The 17,395-nt window shown below is 75.1% G+C and carries 14 protein-coding genes; 1 reads left to right on the top strand and 13 read right to left on the bottom strand.

The features are described 5' to 3' along the window. The first annotated feature begins 177 nt into the window (after nucleotides 1-177). Entirely contained in the window at nucleotides 178-1,884 is a 1,707-nt protein-coding gene (locus ACRYMN_RS03670; protein WP_432492076.1) for a glycerol-3-phosphate dehydrogenase/oxidase, read from the top strand. A 229-nt stretch (nucleotides 1,885-2,113) separates the two neighbouring features. Here ACRYMN_RS03670 and ACRYMN_RS03665 read toward each other — a convergent pair whose 3' ends face one another. From ACRYMN_RS03665 to ACRYMN_RS03605, 13 genes are all read right to left on the bottom strand, one after another. Then, nucleotides 2,114-3,859 carry a sensor histidine kinase gene (locus ACRYMN_RS03665; protein ID WP_432492074.1) on the bottom strand — a complete coding sequence of 582 codons (1,746 nt, stop codon included), beginning with the start codon at nucleotides 3,857-3,859 and terminating at the stop codon, nucleotides 2,114-2,116. A 236-nt stretch (nucleotides 3,860-4,095) separates the two neighbouring features. Continuing rightward, nucleotides 4,096-4,767 carry a response regulator gene (locus tag ACRYMN_RS03660; RefSeq protein WP_432492072.1) on the bottom strand — a complete coding sequence of 224 codons (672 nt, stop codon included), beginning with the start codon at nucleotides 4,765-4,767 and terminating at the stop codon, nucleotides 4,096-4,098. A 75-nt stretch (nucleotides 4,768-4,842) separates the two neighbouring features. Then, nucleotides 4,843-5,391: a hypothetical protein gene (locus tag ACRYMN_RS03655; RefSeq protein WP_432492070.1), complete on the bottom strand. Its 549-nt coding sequence runs from the start codon at nucleotides 5,389-5,391 to the stop codon at nucleotides 4,843-4,845. A 4-nt stretch (nucleotides 5,392-5,395) separates the two neighbouring features. Then, nucleotides 5,396-6,661 (bottom strand): hypothetical protein, encoded by a 1,266-nt coding sequence (locus ACRYMN_RS03650; RefSeq protein WP_432492068.1) that lies wholly within the window; start codon nucleotides 6,659-6,661, stop codon nucleotides 5,396-5,398. A 203-nt stretch (nucleotides 6,662-6,864) separates the two neighbouring features. Beyond that, nucleotides 6,865-7,671 carry an amino acid ABC transporter ATP-binding protein gene (locus ACRYMN_RS03645; RefSeq protein ID WP_432492092.1) on the bottom strand — a complete coding sequence of 269 codons (807 nt, stop codon included), beginning with the start codon at nucleotides 7,669-7,671 and terminating at the stop codon, nucleotides 6,865-6,867. Nucleotides 7,672-7,679: 8 nt separating this feature from the next. Further along, nucleotides 7,680-8,348, bottom strand: coding sequence for an amino acid ABC transporter permease (locus ACRYMN_RS03640; RefSeq protein ID WP_432492066.1), 669 nt, complete (start codon nucleotides 8,346-8,348; stop codon nucleotides 7,680-7,682). Between the two features lie 28 nt (nucleotides 8,349-8,376). Then, nucleotides 8,377-9,183 carry a transporter substrate-binding domain-containing protein gene (locus tag ACRYMN_RS03635; protein WP_432492064.1) on the bottom strand — a complete coding sequence of 269 codons (807 nt, stop codon included), beginning with the start codon at nucleotides 9,181-9,183 and terminating at the stop codon, nucleotides 8,377-8,379. A gap of 101 nt (nucleotides 9,184-9,284) precedes the next feature. Continuing rightward, a complete protein-coding gene (locus ACRYMN_RS03630) occupies nucleotides 9,285-9,683 on the bottom strand; it encodes a hypothetical protein (RefSeq protein WP_432492062.1) in 399 nt (132 codons plus the stop codon). Nucleotides 9,684-9,768: 85 nt separating this feature from the next. Further along, a complete protein-coding gene (locus ACRYMN_RS03625; RefSeq protein WP_432492060.1) occupies nucleotides 9,769-10,617 on the bottom strand; it encodes an SWIM zinc finger family protein in 849 nt (282 codons plus the stop codon). A gap of 3 nt (nucleotides 10,618-10,620) precedes the next feature. After that, nucleotides 10,621-13,713, bottom strand: coding sequence for a DEAD/DEAH box helicase (locus ACRYMN_RS03620; RefSeq protein ID WP_432492058.1), 3,093 nt, complete (start codon nucleotides 13,711-13,713; stop codon nucleotides 10,621-10,623). An 81-nt stretch (nucleotides 13,714-13,794) separates the two neighbouring features. Beyond that, the gene (locus ACRYMN_RS03615) at nucleotides 13,795-14,508 is read right to left on the bottom strand and encodes a patatin-like phospholipase family protein (RefSeq protein ID WP_432492056.1); all 714 of its coding nucleotides are present in this window, start codon (nucleotides 14,506-14,508) and stop codon (nucleotides 13,795-13,797) included. Continuing rightward, nucleotides 14,493-14,642: a hypothetical protein gene (locus ACRYMN_RS03610; RefSeq protein ID WP_432492054.1), complete on the bottom strand. Its 150-nt coding sequence runs from the start codon at nucleotides 14,640-14,642 to the stop codon at nucleotides 14,493-14,495. The genes ACRYMN_RS03615 and ACRYMN_RS03610 overlap by 16 nt, the downstream gene beginning before the upstream one ends. 133 nt (nucleotides 14,643-14,775) lie before the next feature. Then, nucleotides 14,776-17,172, bottom strand: a complete 2,397-nt coding sequence (locus tag ACRYMN_RS03605) for a glycoside hydrolase family 9 protein (protein ID WP_432492052.1) — start codon at nucleotides 17,170-17,172, stop codon at nucleotides 14,776-14,778. Nucleotides 17,173-17,395 lie beyond the last annotated feature (223 nt).

Raw genomic sequence — 17,395 nt, 5'->3', positions numbered from 1 at the left:
CCCCCCCCCCCCCCCCCCCCCCCCCCCCCCCCCCCCCCCCCCCCCCCCCCCCCCCCCCCCCCCCCCCCCCCCCCCCCCCCCCCCCCCCCCCCCCCCCCCCCCCCCCCCCCCCCCCCCCCCCCCCACCGCGGCACCGGGCCGCACGATGGACGAGACGCACTACCTGGAGGACGTGACGTGGAGATCAAGCCGCTGTCGCCGCAGGCGCGGCAGGACGCCCTGCGCGGGATGGCCGAGGGCGAGCTGGACGTGCTGGTCGTGGGCGGGGGCGTGGTCGGCACCGGCGCGGCCCTGGACGCGGTGACGCGCGGGTTGCGCACCGGGCTGGTGGAGGCGCGGGACTGGGCCAGCGGGACCTCCAGCCGCTCCTCCAAGCTCATCCACGGCGGCCTGCGCTACCTGGAGATGCTGGACTTCGGCCTCGTGCACGAGGCGCTGCGCGAGCGCGGCCTGCTGCGCAACAAGCTGTGCCCGCACCTGGTCAAGCCGGTGCCGTTCCTGTACCCGCTGACCAAGCGGTTCGCCGAGCGGCCCTACGTCGGCTCCGGGGTGGCGCTGTATGACGCGATGGCCCTCTCCAGCGGCAACAACCAGGGCTTCCCGCTGCACCGGCACCTGACGCGCAAGGGCGTGGCGAAGGAGGCGCCCGGCATCCGCCGCGACGCCATGGTCGGTGCCATCCAGTACTACGACGGGCAGGTCGACGACGCCCGGCACACCGTGACGATCGCGCGCACGGCGGCCACCTACGGCGCGCTGTGCGCCAACCGCACCCGGGTGAAGGAGTTCCTGCGCCAGGGCGAGCGGGTCGTCGGCGCGGTGCTGGTGGACCTGGAGACCGGCGAGGAGGTGCGCGCGCGCGCCAAGCAGGTCATCAACGCCACCGGCGTGTGGACCGACGAGACGCAGGAGCTGGTGGGCGCGCGCGGGCAGTTCCAGGTGCGCGCCTCCAAGGGCATCCACCTCGTCGTGCCGCGCGACCGCATCCAGTCGCGCACGGGGATGATCCTGCGCACCGAGAAGAGCGTGCTGTTCATCATCCCGTGGGGCCGGCACTGGATCATCGGCACCACCGACACCGACTGGAACCTCGACAAGGCGCACCCGGCGGCCACCAGCGCCGACATCGACTACGTCCTGTCCCACGCCAACGGCGTGCTCAGGTCGCCGCTGACGCGCGCGGACGTCGAGGGCGTCTACGCGGGCCTGCGCCCGCTGCTCAGCGGGGAGTCGGAGTCCACCAGCAAGCTCTCGCGCGAGCACGTCGTGGGCCACCCGGTGCCCGGCCTGGTCGTCGTGGCCGGCGGCAAGTACACGACGTACCGGGTCATGGCCAAGGACGCCGTGGACGTCGCGGCGGACGGGCTGGACGGGAAGGTGCCGCCCTCGATCACCCAGGACGTGCCGCTCGTGGGCGCCGAGGGCTACCACGCGCTGTGGAACCAGCGCCACCAGCTGGCCGCGCGCGCGGGCCTGCACGTGGACCGCGTCGAGCACCTGCTCGACCGCTACGGCTCGGCCGTCGACGAGGTGCTGGAGCTGATCGCGGCGGACGCCTCGCTGGCCGAGGCGCTGCCGCACGCCGACGACTACCTCAAGGCGGAGGTGGTCTACGCCGCCACGCACGAGGGCGCGCGCCACCTCGACGACGTCCTGGCCCGGCGCACCCGCATCTCCATCGAGACGTACGACCGCGGCACCGAGAGCGCCGAGCTGGTCGCGCAGCTCGTGGGCGACGCGCTGGGCTGGGACGGGGAGCGGCGCGCCACCGAGGTCAGCACGTACCTGGAGCGGGTGGCCGCCGAGCGGGCCTCGCAGGAGCAGCCCGACGACGCCAGCGCCGACGCGGTGCGCCTGCGCGCCCCGGAGATCGTGCCCGTCTGAGCCCCGCCCCCGCACCCCCACCCCGGGGGTGCGGGGGGTGCGGGGGTGCGCCTCACAGCGGGTCGGTCAGGCGGTGCCGCACGTCGATCTCATCGGGCACCGGTCACCATCGGCGCCGCTCGGCGCAGGTTCTGGGCCGCTGCGCAGACGTCCCCCGTCGGCGCTGTGGTGCGTGCACCCGTGAAGTCCCCAGGTGGCGTGTGACGAGGTCGCCAGCGGCTCGGGTTGATCACGTCCGGGGTCGGACGACCGCTGAAGGGATGCATGCGGTGACCGTGGTGCCGTGGTCGTCGCTGAGGACGTCAAGGGTCCCTCCCAGGGCGGCCACGCGGTCACGCAGGTTGGCCAGGCCGCCCCCGGGACGCACGTGCGCACCGCCTCCTCCGTCGTCCTGGACGCTGAGCTGCAGCACGCCATCCTGTTCGATGACCCGCACGCGCGCGTCATCACACCGCGTGTGCTTCACGGTGTTCGTGATGCACTCCGCAGCGACGAAGTAGAGCGTGACCTCCACTGGCACGGGCCAGCGCCCCGCGGGAACAGTGGCGATCAACGTGATGGAACACGTGTCGGCCAGCGATTCCACGGCAGCAGCGAGGCCGTGCTCGGTGAGCACTGCTGGGTAGATGCCCCTGGTCAGCGCGCGCAGTTCGGCGATGGCCGCCGTCAGGCGCGAGTGGGCACGGTCGATGACGGTGAGCACCTCCGCCCGGGTCGTCATGCGGTGGTCCCTTGCGAACGGGCAGTTGACGCAAGGTGCAACGGGGTCTCGAGAACCCTCCCGGGAGTGCGTCAGCTCGTGCCGCACCTGGTCGAGGGTGGCCAGCACGCTGTAGAGCATCTGCTGGGCGCCGTCGTGCAGGTCCTGCTGGATGCGCCGGCGTTCATCCAGCCCCGCAGTGGCGAGGCGCTCGCGCGATCGGTGGATCTCGTCGCGCTGCTCAGTGATGAGCGCTTGAGCGGTGGCGGACTCGATCGCCAGCCCGGCGACCGCGAGCACCGTCGCCGCGACGTCTTCGACCGGCACGCGAGTCCGGCTGTACAGCAACAGGGCCAGCAATCGAGGACCTCGGTGCACCTCGCTGACCCTCAGGTCGCCATCGGCGGGCGGGACTGGTTGAAGAGCCCCGTGGACGTCGACGAAGCGGTCTTCCCCGGCTGGGAAAAGGAGCCGCACGCGGGGATCGTCCAGCGTCACGGTCAGAGCCCGTTCGAGCTCGGCCGGGCGGTCGACGGAGTGGTGCTGAGGTTCTAGGCCGAGTGCAGCGCTGGCCACTCGCCAGCGCAGCGTGGAGGCACGGGTCCTACCGATGCGCTGAGCTGCGAGAACGCTCACCTGTCCGCCGATCAGCGTGGCCGCGGTGAGTCCCGTCCGCACGTGGATCGGTGCAGCGAGGACGGTCGCAGCGCCGACAGCCACCACGAGACCGGCGCTGGCGGCGGTGACGACTCCGATCGGTGCGCTCAAGTGCCGGCCGGGGCCGCGCGAGGAGGCCCACCGCCGGACGACCACCACCAAGCCGATCAAGGTCAACGCGGTCAGCAGGGAGGACGCGACCGCCTCGACCGGGGTCCGGGGGCGCTCTTCCTCGTCCCACCACGGGAGCTTCGGTGCGGCGGGGCGGTCGATCAGGTAGCGCGCCGACTGGGAGCCGAAAGCACCGATGTAACCGGCGATCACCACCCCGCGGGCGGCGCGCAACCTCGTCGTCGGGTGCCACCACGTCATCACCAGGTGCCCGAGCACGGCGATCCACACGTAGGAGCACGAGAAGGCCGCCGCGAAGATCAACGGGTGCTCGGATGCCCGCAGCACGCTGGCGTAGTACGTCACGCCCATGACGATGGCCAGTCGGCCGGTGCGTCCCGACGGTGCGTCCCGTCCGCGCAGCACCGCCAGCCAGCCGAGCGCGATGGTGCCTGTGCCCCACACAGACATGGGGAGGCGCACCCACCACGGTTGCTCGGAGACCACCCACGAGAGCGCGGCACCGCTGATGCCCAGCGCACCGGTCGCCGCGATGCCGAGCCCCCGCAGCGCGGTGACCGCGCTGCGGGGGCCTCGGCTCCGGGGGAGCGCTCCGTGCACGGTGAGCCCAATGCCGGTCCGTGAGGGTGCTGGACTCACAAGGCGCTCCTCGGGGACGTCGTCTCCGAGGGATTATCGCGGACGCAGCGGGGGCGCGGGCAACCCTTCTGGCCACCGCTGCATCACGTGGAGCTGCGCAAGAACGCCAGTGCGGCCAGCACACGGACGTTGACGGTGCGTCGGTCCTGGGCCTCCAACTGTGGTAGACCTAACTTACCCGTGATGCTCGTCAGGTGCTTCTCCACGGTGCTGATCTGGATCCCCAGGTGGCGGGCTATGCCCAGGTTCGACCTGCCCTCGGCGACGAGACCAAGTACACGCCGCTCGTACGGTGTCAGGGTCTCGAGCGGATCCACGGTGCGCCGGCGAGACATGAGCCGGGCGACGATCGAGGGGTCGATGACCACCTCCCCGGCGGCGACGCGGTGCACCGCGTCGACCACCTCGCCCAGGTCGCCGACGCGTTCCTTGAGCAGGTACCCGATGGCGTACGGGTCGTCCTGCAGGTTCACCAACCGCTCGGCGATGGCCACCTCAGCGTGCGAGGAGAGGACGAGCAGTCCCACCTGTGGGTAACGCCCGCGGACGGACTCCGCGATGCGCAGGCCCTCGTCGCTGAAGGTGGGAGGCAGGCGAATGTCCAGCAGGGCCACGTCCGGTGCCGTGCGGTCGATGACCGCCAGGGCGCTCGTGCTGTCGCCGGCCTGCCCGACGACTTCGACACCACGGCCCGGCAAGGCTTCCGCCAGAGCCTCCCGCAGCCAGCCGTGATCTTCGACGATGACGACTCGCACAGCTTCCTCCAGGGTCAGTGCGTAGCGAGCGCTCCTCCGGTCAGGGCTGAGACCGCACCGCACGACGGCTCGACGTCAATCCTGCGCCGTCTTCTGCCAGGACGCCCCCGCTCCGACGACCTGAGCCACCGCGGGGATCAGCAGGCTGCCGCTGAGCAGAAGCACCGGGCTCCATACCCCGTCGTCGTAGCCGCACAGCGATCGCAGCGGCGTCGACTCCAAGGAGAGACCCCACACCGCGAAGGCGGACATCGCCAACACGGTTTCCGTGACCGGCCAGCGGTACGGCTTGCGCGGTGCCGCTGAACGTTGGGCTCGGTAGCTCAGCCCCAGCGTCAGCGCACCGGTCAGCAGCAGCGCGACGATGAAGCCGGCCCACGCGAGCGCTGGGCTGTCCCCGCAGTCCGCCGCGCCGTCCGCGGGGTCAGCGGCCCGTACGGCTGCCGCGAAAGCCACGTACAACGTGATGGTCTCGGTCGGCACGAACCGGACGAGCCTCGAGAGCGTCGAGTCCGACACCGCGAACGGCTGGCCATCGCTGAGCGCGCGGGTGGTCGCGGTCGGGCCTGTGCTCGAGGTGCTCAGGCGCAGGGCGCTGTCCTCGGCCAGGGAGGCGATGCTCACGGCCTCAGTACCCAACGATCCGAGGCCGCGACCACACCGCCCAGTCCTGGCTCGGCGAGGAGCCTGCGTCGACGCGCAGTTCGATGCCGACCGGCGTGCCGGCCCACCGCGACAGGTCCGCGCTGACGTGTTGCAACCGTCCGGTGTAGTCCTTGTGGACGTCGAGCACCTGATGCCACACCCGGCGCCCGTTCGCGTCGGTCCGGTGAGCGAAGGCCTTGAAGTCGACGCCGTCGCTGCCGGTGGCACCGGCCACGTAGCCGACCTCAGCTTCGAACTTGGCTGCTACCGGGAGCAGTTGATCGGGGAGCCAACCCTTGATGGTGCCTCGAGGCAGCCACTTGGGGTGGGTGTGCAGCACGTCCTGCACCAACCCGTCCTCCAAGGCCCGTTGCTCGTGCACGACCGCGCCCAGGGGCAGGTTCGCGGTGTCCCCGAAGCGCACGTCGGCCGCGTCCGTCATCACGTGGGCGTCGACGAGTCGACCACCCACCCAGTGCCCCAGCGCCGCTAGCGGCATCAGGTCGATGGTGGTGCGAGGGGAGCCGGGCACTGGTACCGGCGTCAAGCGCACCTCGCAGGTGAGCTGGTACCGGCCGCCGAAGTCCTCGAAGAACAGGTGTTCGACCATGCGTCGGGGATCAGGACCAGCCAGGACGTCGGTGGGACGTTGCAGCACCACCGAGAGGTCGTTGGGTCGGAACACGTCCGACTCCAGGTCTTTGAGGGCGTCGGCGACCGCACCGACGACGAAGCCGGCGATGACGCCCACGGCGGCACCCACCGGGCCTCCGCCAGCGCCGCCGAGCGCACCTCCGACCGCGGTGCTCGCCAGCTTGCTCAGAGCTGAACCGGCAGCACCGCCGACGAGGTCGATGATCTCGCGCACGGGCTTGTCCCACTCCTGGCCGCCCCAGTCCTCTTCCGCCAAGAACAGCAGCGCGTTGAGCTTCACGGGCCACTGCACGTCGGAAGGGATGAACACGCGGGCCAGCTCGTGGTCGAAGTCCACCCTCCTGCCGTCCTCGTAGTCGTCTCCGAGGTTCAGTACGGCGGTGCGGTGCTGGGTGGGTGCGCCGGCGCCCACCTGGGTCGTCACGAGCGCGAACAGGCGCATGGCGTCGTTGGCGATCCCCTCGCCGACCGCGGGCCAGAAGCCCTCGTGCTCGGTCTCGTCCAGGCACAACAGGCTGATCGCGCGCACGCTGAGCAGGTGCCCGGGCCCGGAAGGCAGCGTGGTGGCGGGGGTGCGGGTGAGTGTGGTTGACACAGGAGCCTCCTCGAGGAGCGGTGGACCCACCCGGCAGGGACGCTGCCTCTGCCTGCGTCCTGCGGTTCCCACCGGGTGGCGCGTCCACTGTCGCGATTCACCGTGGCGTCGCCATCACGGAAACCTGCGTGCACCCGTCGGGAGAACCCCACCTCACCGTTCCGGGTACCCGGACCCGCACGGCAGGGTGTGCGGGTCCTCCCTCACAGCGGGTCGGTCAGGCGGTGCAGGAAGCGTCGGGTGCGCTCCTCGCGCGGCTGCTCCAGCACGGCCGCCGGCGGCCCGGACTCCACGACGACCCCGCCGTCCATGAAGAGGACCTGGTCGCCCACCTGCCGCGCGAAGCGCATCTCGTGGGTGACCACGACCATCGTCCAGCCCTCGGCCGCCAGGTCGCGCACGACGGCCAGGACCTCCCCGACGAGCTCGGGGTCCAGCGCGGAGGTCGGCTCGTCGAAGAGCATCAGCTGCGGGCGGATCGCCAGCGCGCGGGCGATGCCCACGCGCTGCTGCTGGCCGCCGGAGAGCTGGAAGGGGTGCTGCTCGGCCTTGCCGGCCAGGCCGACGCGCTCCAGCAGGGCCATCGCCTCGGCGCGCACCTGCTCGCGCGGGCGGCGCTGGACGACGACGGGGCCCTCCATGACGTTCTCCAGCACGCTCAGGTGCGGGAAGAGGTTGTGGCTCTGGAAGACCATCCCGCTCTGCGCGCGCAGCCGGCGCAGCGCGCGCTGCCCGGCGCCGGTGCGCACCGGCTGCGGGAAGGGCACCTCGACCTCCCCGATGCGCACGCTGCCCGCGTCCGGTGGCTCGAGGGCGTTCAGGGAGCGCAGCACCGTCGTCTTGCCCGACCCCGACGGGCCGATGAGGACGGTGACGGTGCCCGCCGCGGCGCTGACGTCGATGCCGCGCAGCACCTCGTGGTCGCCGAACGCCTTGCGCAGCCCGCGCGCCTCCAGCAGCGCCGGCGCGCCGGCGGCGCGGGGCGCCGGGGCGCCCGCCGCCCCGCGCACCGGGCCGCTCACCGGGCCACGTACCGGTTCAGGCGCGTCTCCGCGCGGGTCTGGGCGAAGGAGAGCACCAGGCACACCACCCAGTAGTAGACGGCCGCCACGCCGTAGAGGGCGAAGAACTCGAACGTGGGCGCGGCGATCTGCTGCGCCTGGCGCAGCAGCTCGGTCACCTGGATGCTCGAGGCGAGCGAGGTGTCCTTCACCAGGGAGATGAGGGTGTTCGACAGCGGCGGCACCGCCACCCGCGCGGCCTGCGGCAGCACGATGCGGCGCATCGTCGTGGGGTAGTTCATCCCGATGGTCAGCGCCGCCTCGACCTGCCCCCGCGGCACCGACAGGATCGCCGAGCGGACGACCTCCGAGGCGTAGCCGCCGACGTTGAGGCTGAAGGCGATGACCGCCGCCGGGAACGGGTCCAGCGTCACCCCCAGCGAGGGCAGGCCGTAGTAGATGATGAACAGCTGCAGCAGCAGCGGGGTGCCGCGGATGACCGAGACGTAGGCGCGCGCCAGGCCCGAGAGCACCCGCACGTCGGACAGCCGCATGAGCGCCACCACCAGGGCCAGGACCAGCCCCAGGGCGAAGCTGACCAGCGTCAGCGGGATGGTGCCGCGCACGAGGCCGCCCAGCAGCGGCCCCAGCGAGTCCAGCACCAGCTGCCACGTGCCGGCGTCCACGCGCGCCCCCCGCCCGCCGCGCCGCGGCTCAGCCGGCGGCCGGGCCGGAGACGTCCTGGCCGAACCACTCCTGCGAGATGCGCGCCAGGGTGCCGTCGGCGCGCAGCGCCTCGACCGCGTCGCCGACCTCCTTCGCCAGGTCCGCCTCGTCCTTGCGGAAGACGAAGGCCTGCTGCGTGCTCTCCGGCGTCTCGGCCGCGATCTTGATGTCCTCGTCGCCGGTGGTCTTCAGGTAGTCCAGCACGGCGAGGTTGTCGTTGATCGTCACGTCCACGCGGCCCTGCTTGAGCAGCGTGACCGCCTGCGCGAAGCCCTCGACGGCCTCCACGCGCGCACCGGCGTCGGTGGCGGTCTGCGCCCAGTTGCTCGTCGTGGACTGCGCCGAGGTCTTGCCCGCCACGTCGGCCAGGGAGGTCACCGAGGTGTCGTCGGCGCGGGTGACCACGACGCCGGTGGAGACCGTGTACGGGGCGGAGAAGGAGTACTCCGCCTCGCGCTCGGGCGTGATGGAGACCTGGTTGGCGATGCCCTCGTAGCGCCCGGCCTCCATGCCGGCGAAGAGCGCGTCCCAGGTGTTCTCGGAGAAGTCCACCTCGCGCCCGAGGTGCTCGCCCACGGCCTTCGCCACGTCGATGTCGTAGCCGACGAGCTCGCCGCTCTGCTCGTCGTGGTAGCTGAAGGGCGCGTAGGTGCCCTCGGTGCCGAAGGTCAGCGCCTCCTGCGACGAGCCGGAGCCGCCGGTGCCGCCCGAGCCGCCGGAGTCACCGCCGCCGCAGGCGGCGAGGAGGCCGGCGAGGGCCAGGGCGCTGACGGTTCCGAGGGTCCTGCGACGCATGGGGCGTGTCCTCCTGTGGTGCGCACCCGCGCGGGTGCTGCGCGCCCACCTTGGGCGCGTCGGGGTGCAGCAGCAAGTCGGGGCCGTCCATTCCCGACGCCTCACCACCGGGGCATCGGCGGCACGTGGCGCAGCGGGGCCAGCCCCCACAGCGACACCGCCGCCGCCGCGGCCGCGGCCGCGAGCAGCACCGCGGCGCTCAGCCGGCCGGAGAAGCCCAGCACCACCGCCGTCCACGCCACCGCCAGCAGCGCGAAGACGACCCGCGCGGCGTTCAGCCGGTCGGTCAGGGCGTGCACGACGAACGCCACCAGGGCGCTGGTGCTGCCGGCGAGCAGCCCGAACAGCGCCCCGGGCGCCAGCGCGCCCGGCCAGCCGCCGTCCGCGCCGGCGAGGACCGCGCGCCCGGCCGCCGCGAGCGCGGCCAGGGCGACCGAGCCCAGCAGCGTGCGCGCCGCGGCCGCCACGGCCGCCCAGCCGGGGGTGCGGGGCAGGAGCACCGCAGCACTCTCGCACGGGCCCTCCCGCACCCTCCCGCGCCCCCCCGCGCGCCTGGCGCCCGGCGGGCGCGCCGCCCGCTCGCGCTCACCGGCCGCCGGGGTGAGCGCGCAGCGCCGCGTACAGCGGGCGCAGCGCGTCCGGCACCCCCTCGCCGCCCGGGCCCAGCACGGCCGCGTCGAGGTCGTCGGCGGCGGTGCGTCCCGCGGGGCGGGCGAGCACCGCGGGCTCCGGCGGCTCGGCGGGCACCGCGTGGAAGCGCGCCGGGTCCGCGGCCAGCTCGGCGGCCAGGTCGTCGGCGGCGGGGGAGGGCCCCGAGGCGGCGGCCTCCACCCGGCGCAGCAGCCCCGCCGGCGCGGCGCCGCGCAGCACCAGCAGCTCGCCCGGCTCGGCGTCCAGGTGCTCGCCCAGGGCGTGCACGAGCGCGGCGGCGTGCTCGCAGGCCCCCGCGCCGTCGTCGGGGCAGCTGCAGTCCCACGCCACCTCCCCGGCCGAGGGCAGCAGCTCCACCCCCACCTCGGCGAGCAGGTCCACCAGCACCGGCGGCACGTCCCCGCCGGCCAGCGGGGCGATGAGCAGCGGGTTGTCCACCAGCACCGCCACGAGCGCGTCCAGCTCGGCCGGCCCGAAGCGGCGCACGCCCACCTCCACCAGCCAGGGGCGCGGGCGCTCGCCCTGCACGCGCCCGCCCACCGCGCCGGGGCGCACGCGCAGCTCGCGCACGGCGCCGTCCTCGGCGGCGGTGCGCCCGCGCCGCCACGCCGCCTCGCCGATCGCACCGGCCACCGGCGCGGCCGGCGACGCGGTCGGCGGCGCGGCCAGCGACGCGGCCAGGCGCCGCGACCAGCGCGCGCGGGCGGGCCGGGCGGCCGCCCGGCCGGCGGAGCGCGGGGTGCGCGGGGTGCGCGGGGTGCGCGGTGCCGGGGGAGGGGTCACGGCTCAGTCCCCCACCGCGTCGGCGCCCAGGCGCAGCAGGTCGTGCAGCGCCTCGTCGTCGAGGTCGGCGATCCAGCCCTCGCCGGCGCCGACGACCGAGCCGGCCAGCTCCCGCTTGCGGGCGAGCACCTCGTCCACCTTCTCCTCCACGGTCCCGGCGCTGACGAGCGTGCGCACCTGCACCGCGCGGCGCTGCCCGATGCGGTGCGCGCGGTCGGTGGCCTGGTCCTCCACGGCGGGGTTCCACCAGCGGTCCAGGTGCACGACGTGGTTGGCGGCGGTGAGGTTCAGCCCCGTGCCCGCCGCGCGCAGCGAGAGCAGCAGCACGGGCGGGCCGTCGTCGCGGGCGAACTCGGCGACCAGCGCGTCGCGGCGCGCGCGCGTCAGCCCGCCGTGCAGGAACGGCACGCGCCGGCCGGCGCGCTCGGACAGGTGCGGGGCCAGCAGGTGCCCGAACTCCGCGAAGCGGGTGAAGCACAGCACCTTCTCGCCCTCGGCCAGCGCGGTGCCGACCACGTCGTCGAGGACGGCGAGCTTGCCCGAGCGGTGCCGGCCGCGGTGCAGCACGCCGGAGCCGTCGGCGAGGTAGTGCGCGGGGTGGTTGCACACCTGCGCCAGGCGGGTCAGCGCGCCCAGCACCAGCCCGCGCCGGCCGCGGTCGTCGGCGTCGGCCAGGCGCGCGAGCACCCGGTCGAGCACCGCGCGGTACAGGGCGGCCTGCTCGGGGGTGAGGTTGGCGCGCACCGTCACCTCCATGCGCTCGGGCAGGTCCGGGGCGATCGCGGGGTCGCTCTTCAGTCGGCGCAGCACGAAGGGGCGGGTGACCAGCGCCAGGCGCTGCGCGGGCGCGGCGTGCCCGAGCTTCTCCACCGGCACCGCGAAGGTGTCGCGGAAGCTCGCCGGCCCGCCCAGCAGGCCGGGGTTGGTGGCGTCCAGGACGGCGCGCAGGTCCTCCAGGCGGTTCTCCACCGGCGTGCCCGTCAGCGCCACCCGGTGCTCGGCGGGCACCGCGCGCACCGCCCGGGCCGCGCGGGTGGCGACGTTCTTCACGTGCTGGGCCTCGTCGAGCACGAGCCGGCGCCAGCGCACCGCGGCCAGCGCGGCCGCGTCGCGCACCAGCAGCCCGTAGGTGGTCACCACGAGGTCGTGCGCGGCGGCGGTGCGCGCCAGCTCCGGGCCCGCCGGCCGGCCGGGGCCGTGGTGCACGTGCACGCGCAGCGAGGGCGTGAACCGGGCGGCCTCGGCCTGCCAGTTGCCCACCAGGCTCGTCGGGCACACCAGCAGGCTCGGCGCCCACCCGTGCGGGCGCGCCTGCCCGGCGCCGCGCTCGTGCAGCTCCAGCGCGAGCAGCTGCAGCGTCTTGCCCAGCCCCATGTCGTCGGCCAGCACCGCGCCCAGGCCCAGCTGCGCCATCGCCGCCAGCCACGCCACCCCGCGCCGCTGGTAGGGCCGCAGCGGGGCGGTCAGCCCCGGCGGGTCGCCCTGCTCGGGCAGGTGCGCCCCGGCGTGCCCGGCGAGCACCTCGCCCAGCGCGCCGCGCGCGTGCACGCCGGTGACGGGGGCGGGCAGGTCGCGCGCCGAGCCCAGGCCCGTGAGCAGGTCCAGCACGGTGGCCCGCCCGCTGCCGCGCCGGCGCAGGAACTGCGCGCTGCGGCGCAGCTCCTCGCGGTCCACCTGCACCCACTCGCCGCGGAAGCGCACCAGCGGCTCGCGCGAGGCGGCCAGCGCCAGCAGCTCCGCCTCGGTGACCGGGGCGTCGCCCAGCGCGGCGCGCCACTCGAAGGCGACGAGGTCCGCCCGGCGCAGCCGCGGGTTCGTCACCACGCCCGGCTGCACCGCCCCGGCGTGCAGGGACAGCCCCACCGACCGGCGCGTCCAGCGCCGCGGCAGCAGCAGCGCCACCCCGGCCGCGGTCAGCCTCGGGCCGCCCACCTCCACCAGGTCCAGCAGCTCCTCCGCGCTCAGCGGCACGTCGGCGTCGCCGGCGCCGGCGAGCAGGCGCTTGAGCGGCGGGTGCACGGCCGCGGCCCGCGCCGTGCGCGCCATGAGCACCAGCAGGGGATCCTCGGACCCGCCCGCCCCGCCGGGCCCGCCGGCCCCGCCGCCGGACTCCGCCCGCGTCTGCTCCACCGTCAGCGCCAGGCTCGGGTCGTCCACCGGCCGCAGCCGCGCGTGCAGGCGCCAGCGCTCCTGCACGTCCCCACCGTCCTCCCCGCCCTGCGCGTCCGGGGTGCCCGGCTCCGGCTCCAGCACCCGCAGCACGAGGTCCCAGCCGCTGCCGTCGGCGCCGCGGTGCCAGTCGCGCACGCGGTGCGCCAGCGCGCGCGGCCGCACCTCCTCGGGCACCGGCGCGCCGTCGGCCAGCGCCCGCAGCCACGCCGCCGGCCCGGGACCCAGGCCCGCGGTGGACGGGCGCGCGCCGGCGGTGCGGCGGCTGACGAGCAGGTCGGTCACGGCCGCGCACACCTCGTCCACCAGGGCGGCGGCGCCGGGCGCCGGGGTGCGCGCCGGGCGCGCCTCGGCGCGCAGCACCAGGGGGGCGACGTCGGCGGCGGCGGCTCGCCAGCGCGCGTGGCGCCGGTCGGGCAGCGGCACCCAGCGGGCGCGGTGCTCGCCGTCCACCTCGACCAGGTCCGGCACGACCGAGCCGGCGTCCACCGCCGCGCGCGCCGCGCGGGCGACGTGCGCCAGCCAGCGCAGCCCGTCGGCGGCGACGGCGGCGGCCGGGCCGTCCGCCCCCGACCCGTCCAGCACCTCCTCGAGCACCTCCAGGGCGGCGTCGCCGCGCAGGTCCACCACGGGCACCTCCACCGGGTGCAGCACCAGGTCGGCGCGGGGGCGCGCGCCGTCGGGCACTGGCCGCCCGGCGGGCGTGCAGGGCAGCCGCACGCTCAGCTCGCGGATCGCGGGGCGGGCCAGCGCGGCGGCCAGGTGCACGGCGCCCGGCGCCGCGGAGGCCAGCGCGGCGAGGTCGGCCGGGCGCGCCGCGCCGACCGGGCGGCGCGGTGCCCGCACCCACAGCGCCAGCGTGCCGGCGCGCGACCACAGCCCGTGCACGAGCACGGCGGGGGAGGGGGGACGGGTTCCGGCGGGCACGCGGGCACGCTAGGCGCCGGTGCGGACAGCCGCGCCACCCCCCCGGCCGCGCGCGGCTGCGGTGCGGCCGCGGTGCGGCCCTCAGGCGCCGAGGACGGGGACGGCGGTGGCCGTGGCGTTGGCCGAGCCCGCGACGTAGCGGCCGTACGGCTCGCCGTAGGTCCCCGGGCCGTCGACGCGCAGGTCCGCCAGGAAGGCGCCGGTCCGCTCGTGGGCGTCCCGGGTCAGCTCGGCGCTCTCGTCGAAGGAGAGCGGGTCGACGCGCCGGGCACCCGGTGCGGGCAGGCACACCACCGGGATGCGGGCCGCCACGGCGGGCAGGGCGGCGCGCAGCTGGGCGCGGAACTGGATCAGCGCCACCCGGGCCAGGACGTCGCCGATGCTCGCCGGGCCCGCAGCCGCGGGCGCCGGCACGGTGGTGTCGAGCAGCACCAGCGAGCCCGCCCCGCGCGCGGCGGCCTGCCCGACCGGCACGTGCGCGACCAGCCCGCCGTCCACGAGGTCCCTGCCGTCGACGTGCACGGAGGGGAAGACGCCGGGGATCGCCGCGGACGCCAGCAGCGCGGGGACGAGGGGGCCGGAGTCCAGGACGCGCTCGTCCCCGGAGAGCAGGTCCAGCGCGACGACCGCGAGCGGGGTGTCCAGGCCCTCGAAGGCGTCCGTGTCCAGGGTGCTCAGCACCAGCGCCTCGAGGGCCTTCGGGCTCAGGGCGTGCGTGCGCGAGCGGCGCAGCCGCAGCAGGGCGCCGACGAGGCTGCCCGGGAACACGCTCTCGCGGGTCAGGTCCTCCCACATCGACGCCAGCAGCGCGGGCCCGTCGTCGCCGTGCCCACCTGGACGGCGCCCAGGCTCGCCCCGCCCCCCAGGACGAAGCCCACCGGGCGCGGCAGGCGCAGCGCCCCGGGGACGTCGCGGTCGGTGCGGGGCACCTGCTGGATGCTGGTGCACGCCGCGACCGCGGGCGAGGCGGCCGGCGCCGCGCCGCGCGCCCGGCACGAGCGCGCCCCGCCCCGGCGGGTGCCGGAGCGGGGCGCGGTTCGTGCGGTTCGTGCGGGTGGGGCGTCAGCGGCCGTGGTGCCAGCCGCCGCGGCCGTCCCGGCCGGAGTCCTGGTCGGCGATGAACGAGGCCACCCACGCCAGCGGCGCGTTCCAGTTGATCGTGATCTCGTTGGTCGACCAGGAGCCGATGTCGTCCACGTAGCAGAACTGCGCCACGCAGCCGTCCTCGCCGAAGAGCGCCGCGGTGACCGGGTCGCCGCTGGTGGCGGTGGGCGAGTACGGCCCGCCCGCCACGGTGCCCGCCGGCGGGTTGGGCAGCGACGGGTCGAGCTGGTTGGCGTACATCCGCGAGTGCTGGTTCTTCGAGTACACGTCGCCGTAGCCGGTGACGTACGAGTTGTTCAGCGCGTTGCGCCCGAACAGGTAGTCCATGCTGCGCACGACGCCGTCGCGGTAGACGTCCTTGCCGGTGAGGTCGTACGCGGTGCCCACGACCTGCGTGTTGGACAGGATCTGCGCGTTCGAGCCCCAGACGTACTGGCCGTCCTCGGGGGCGTAGACCTGGCCGAAGGGCTGCGAGGCCTGGTCGGCCAGGTACCGGTCGGCCGCCTGCACGACGGAGCGCTGCACGGCGCGCACCTCGCGCTTGCCCAGGCGGCTGGGCACGGTGGCCAGGTCCAGGCGGGCCAGGGCGCCCACGTGGCCCCAGTCGAAGCCCTCGGCGGGGAAGACGTCGGCGGTGTGCACCGGCGAGCTGAGCACGTCCGCGCGGAACTGCTTCTCACCCGTGGTCAGGAACAGCTCGGCGGCGGCCCAGTAGAACTCGTCGGACACGTCGTCGTCGTTGTACGGGCCGCTGCCGGGGTTCGGGTCCAGCGTCGCGTCGGGCGCCGGGGCGAACAGGGCCGGGTTCGCCTTCGCCGCCGCGTAGGCGGTGCGGGCGGCGGCCAGCAGGCGCTGCGAGAACGCCTTGTCGTGCTTGGCGAACAGGCGGGCGCCCTGCGCGGCGGTGGCCGCCACGTTGAGGGTCGCGGCGGTGGAGGGCCGGTACAGCACGCGCGGCTGCGGGTCCGCGGCCGGGTCCAGCGGCAGGCCGGTCCAGTCCACGTCGGCGACCTTGTGGAAGACCGTGCCCGCGAGCGGGCGGCCCGGCTGGACCTGCATCTTCAGGAACCACTCCAGCTCCCAGCGCGCCTCGTCGAGGACGTCCGGGACGCCGTTGCCCGACTCGGGGATGCTCAGGGTGCCGTCGGCCAGGGCGCCGCGGTCGGCGGTGCGCGCGTGCAGGCTGCGCTCGTACTGCTGCAGCAGCTGGCCCACGGCGATGCCGCCGTTGACGACGTACTTGCCGTGGTCGCCCGCGTCGTACCAGCCGCCGGTGACGTCGGTGGTGTAGTCGCACGTCCACGGCTCGTCGCCCTGGGCCACCAGGATCTTCTGCGAGTCGTCGGTCAGGCTCTGGCACGGCACCGCGGTGTCGCCCTGGTTGGGGGCGACGCCGACGTGACCGGCCTCGCGGCCGTAGCCGGGGGCGAGCTCGTCGGAGATCGGGGTGCCGCTGCGGTTGGTGTAGAAGAACGTCATCGAGTCGTCGCGCAGGCGCTCGTAGGCGGCCGCGTCGATGTCGAACGGGTAGCTCGTCTCGCCGTCGGCGACCAGCGTGAACCCGGTGCCGCCCTTGGTGTAGCGGCTGAAGTCGATGGTGTGCACGTTCAGGGCCGCGCTCGGGTCCACGCCGCGCGGGGTGGTGCGCCCCTTGGCGACGGTGGCGCCGGAGGCGTCCTTCAGCTCCCACGGCAGCGCGGTGGTGGACTCGGTGACCAGCGTGGCGCCCTTGGGGCCCTTGGGCAGGTACGTCTCCTGGTTCACGCGCACGCGCGGGCCGGTCTCGGGCACGTACGGCGGGGCCTCGACACCGCCCTCGAGCACGACGTCGTCCACGCACAGCGTGTACCCGGCGGGGTTGACGATGTCCTGCTGGAAGGCGAGCTGCGCGTTGGGGTAGTCCTGGCTGGCGGTGAAGTAGTAGTCGTACTGGGTGAACTCGCTGCCGAAGGCGGGCTTCTTCGCGGGCAGGAACTCGAGGTAGTTGACGTCCGCGCCGCCCTGCACGATCACGCGCACGGGGCCCTCGGTGGCCGGCGTGGCGCGGGCGCGGAACGAGAGGTGGTACTCCTCGCCGGCGATGAGCGGGATCTCCTGCTGGATCGCCGCGCTGTAGGCGCCGCTGCCGGCGGGGACGGTCATGCAGCCGGCGCCGTCCTGGAGGGACGCGGTCGGGTAGATCGTCCAGCCGGTGGTGAGGCCTTGGGCGAAGTCGCCGTTGACGATCTGGTCGGCGGCGTGGGCGGCCGTCGGGGTGAGCAGCAGGGTCGCGGGGGCGAGCAGGGCGGTGACCGCGGTCAGCGCGCGGGTGCGGCGCCTGCGCCGGGGGTGCGTCGGCACGTGGTTCCTCCTCATTGAGAGAGCGCTCTCACAGCGCGTGCACACCCTCACCCACGATCCCGCACCTGTCAACGCGCTCCCGCGTGTCCGTCGCTACCCGCCCGTCGGCCGCCGCGCAGAGCGGTGCGGACCGGTGCGGACCGGTGCGGACCGGTGCGGTCCGGGGCCGACCGCGCCGGTCCCCTGCAGCCGCCACCCCGGCGTCAAGGAGGCGTCAGGACGGCCTCGCGCGGCGTCA

The organism is Kineococcus gypseus (assembly GCF_050871305.1).
GTDB classification, from domain to species: domain Bacteria; phylum Actinomycetota; class Actinomycetes; order Actinomycetales; family Kineococcaceae; genus Kineococcus; species Kineococcus gypseus.
The sequence above is the reverse complement of the archived record's forward strand: the minus strand, read 5'-3'. Positions and strand labels throughout refer to the sequence as shown.

Coding starts and splice junctions, on each gene's coding strand:
- ACRYMN_RS03635 (WP_432492064.1), bottom strand. CDS start 9,183: ATGCGTCGCAGGACCCTCGGAACCGTCAGCGCCCTGGCCCTCGCCGGC.
- ACRYMN_RS03605 (WP_432492052.1), bottom strand. CDS start 17,172: ATGAGGAGGAACCACGTGCCGACGCACCCCCGGCGCAGGCGCCGCACC.
- ACRYMN_RS03615 (WP_432492056.1), bottom strand. CDS start 14,508: ATGTGGGAGGACCTGACCCGCGAGAGCGTGTTCCCGGGCAGCCTCGTC.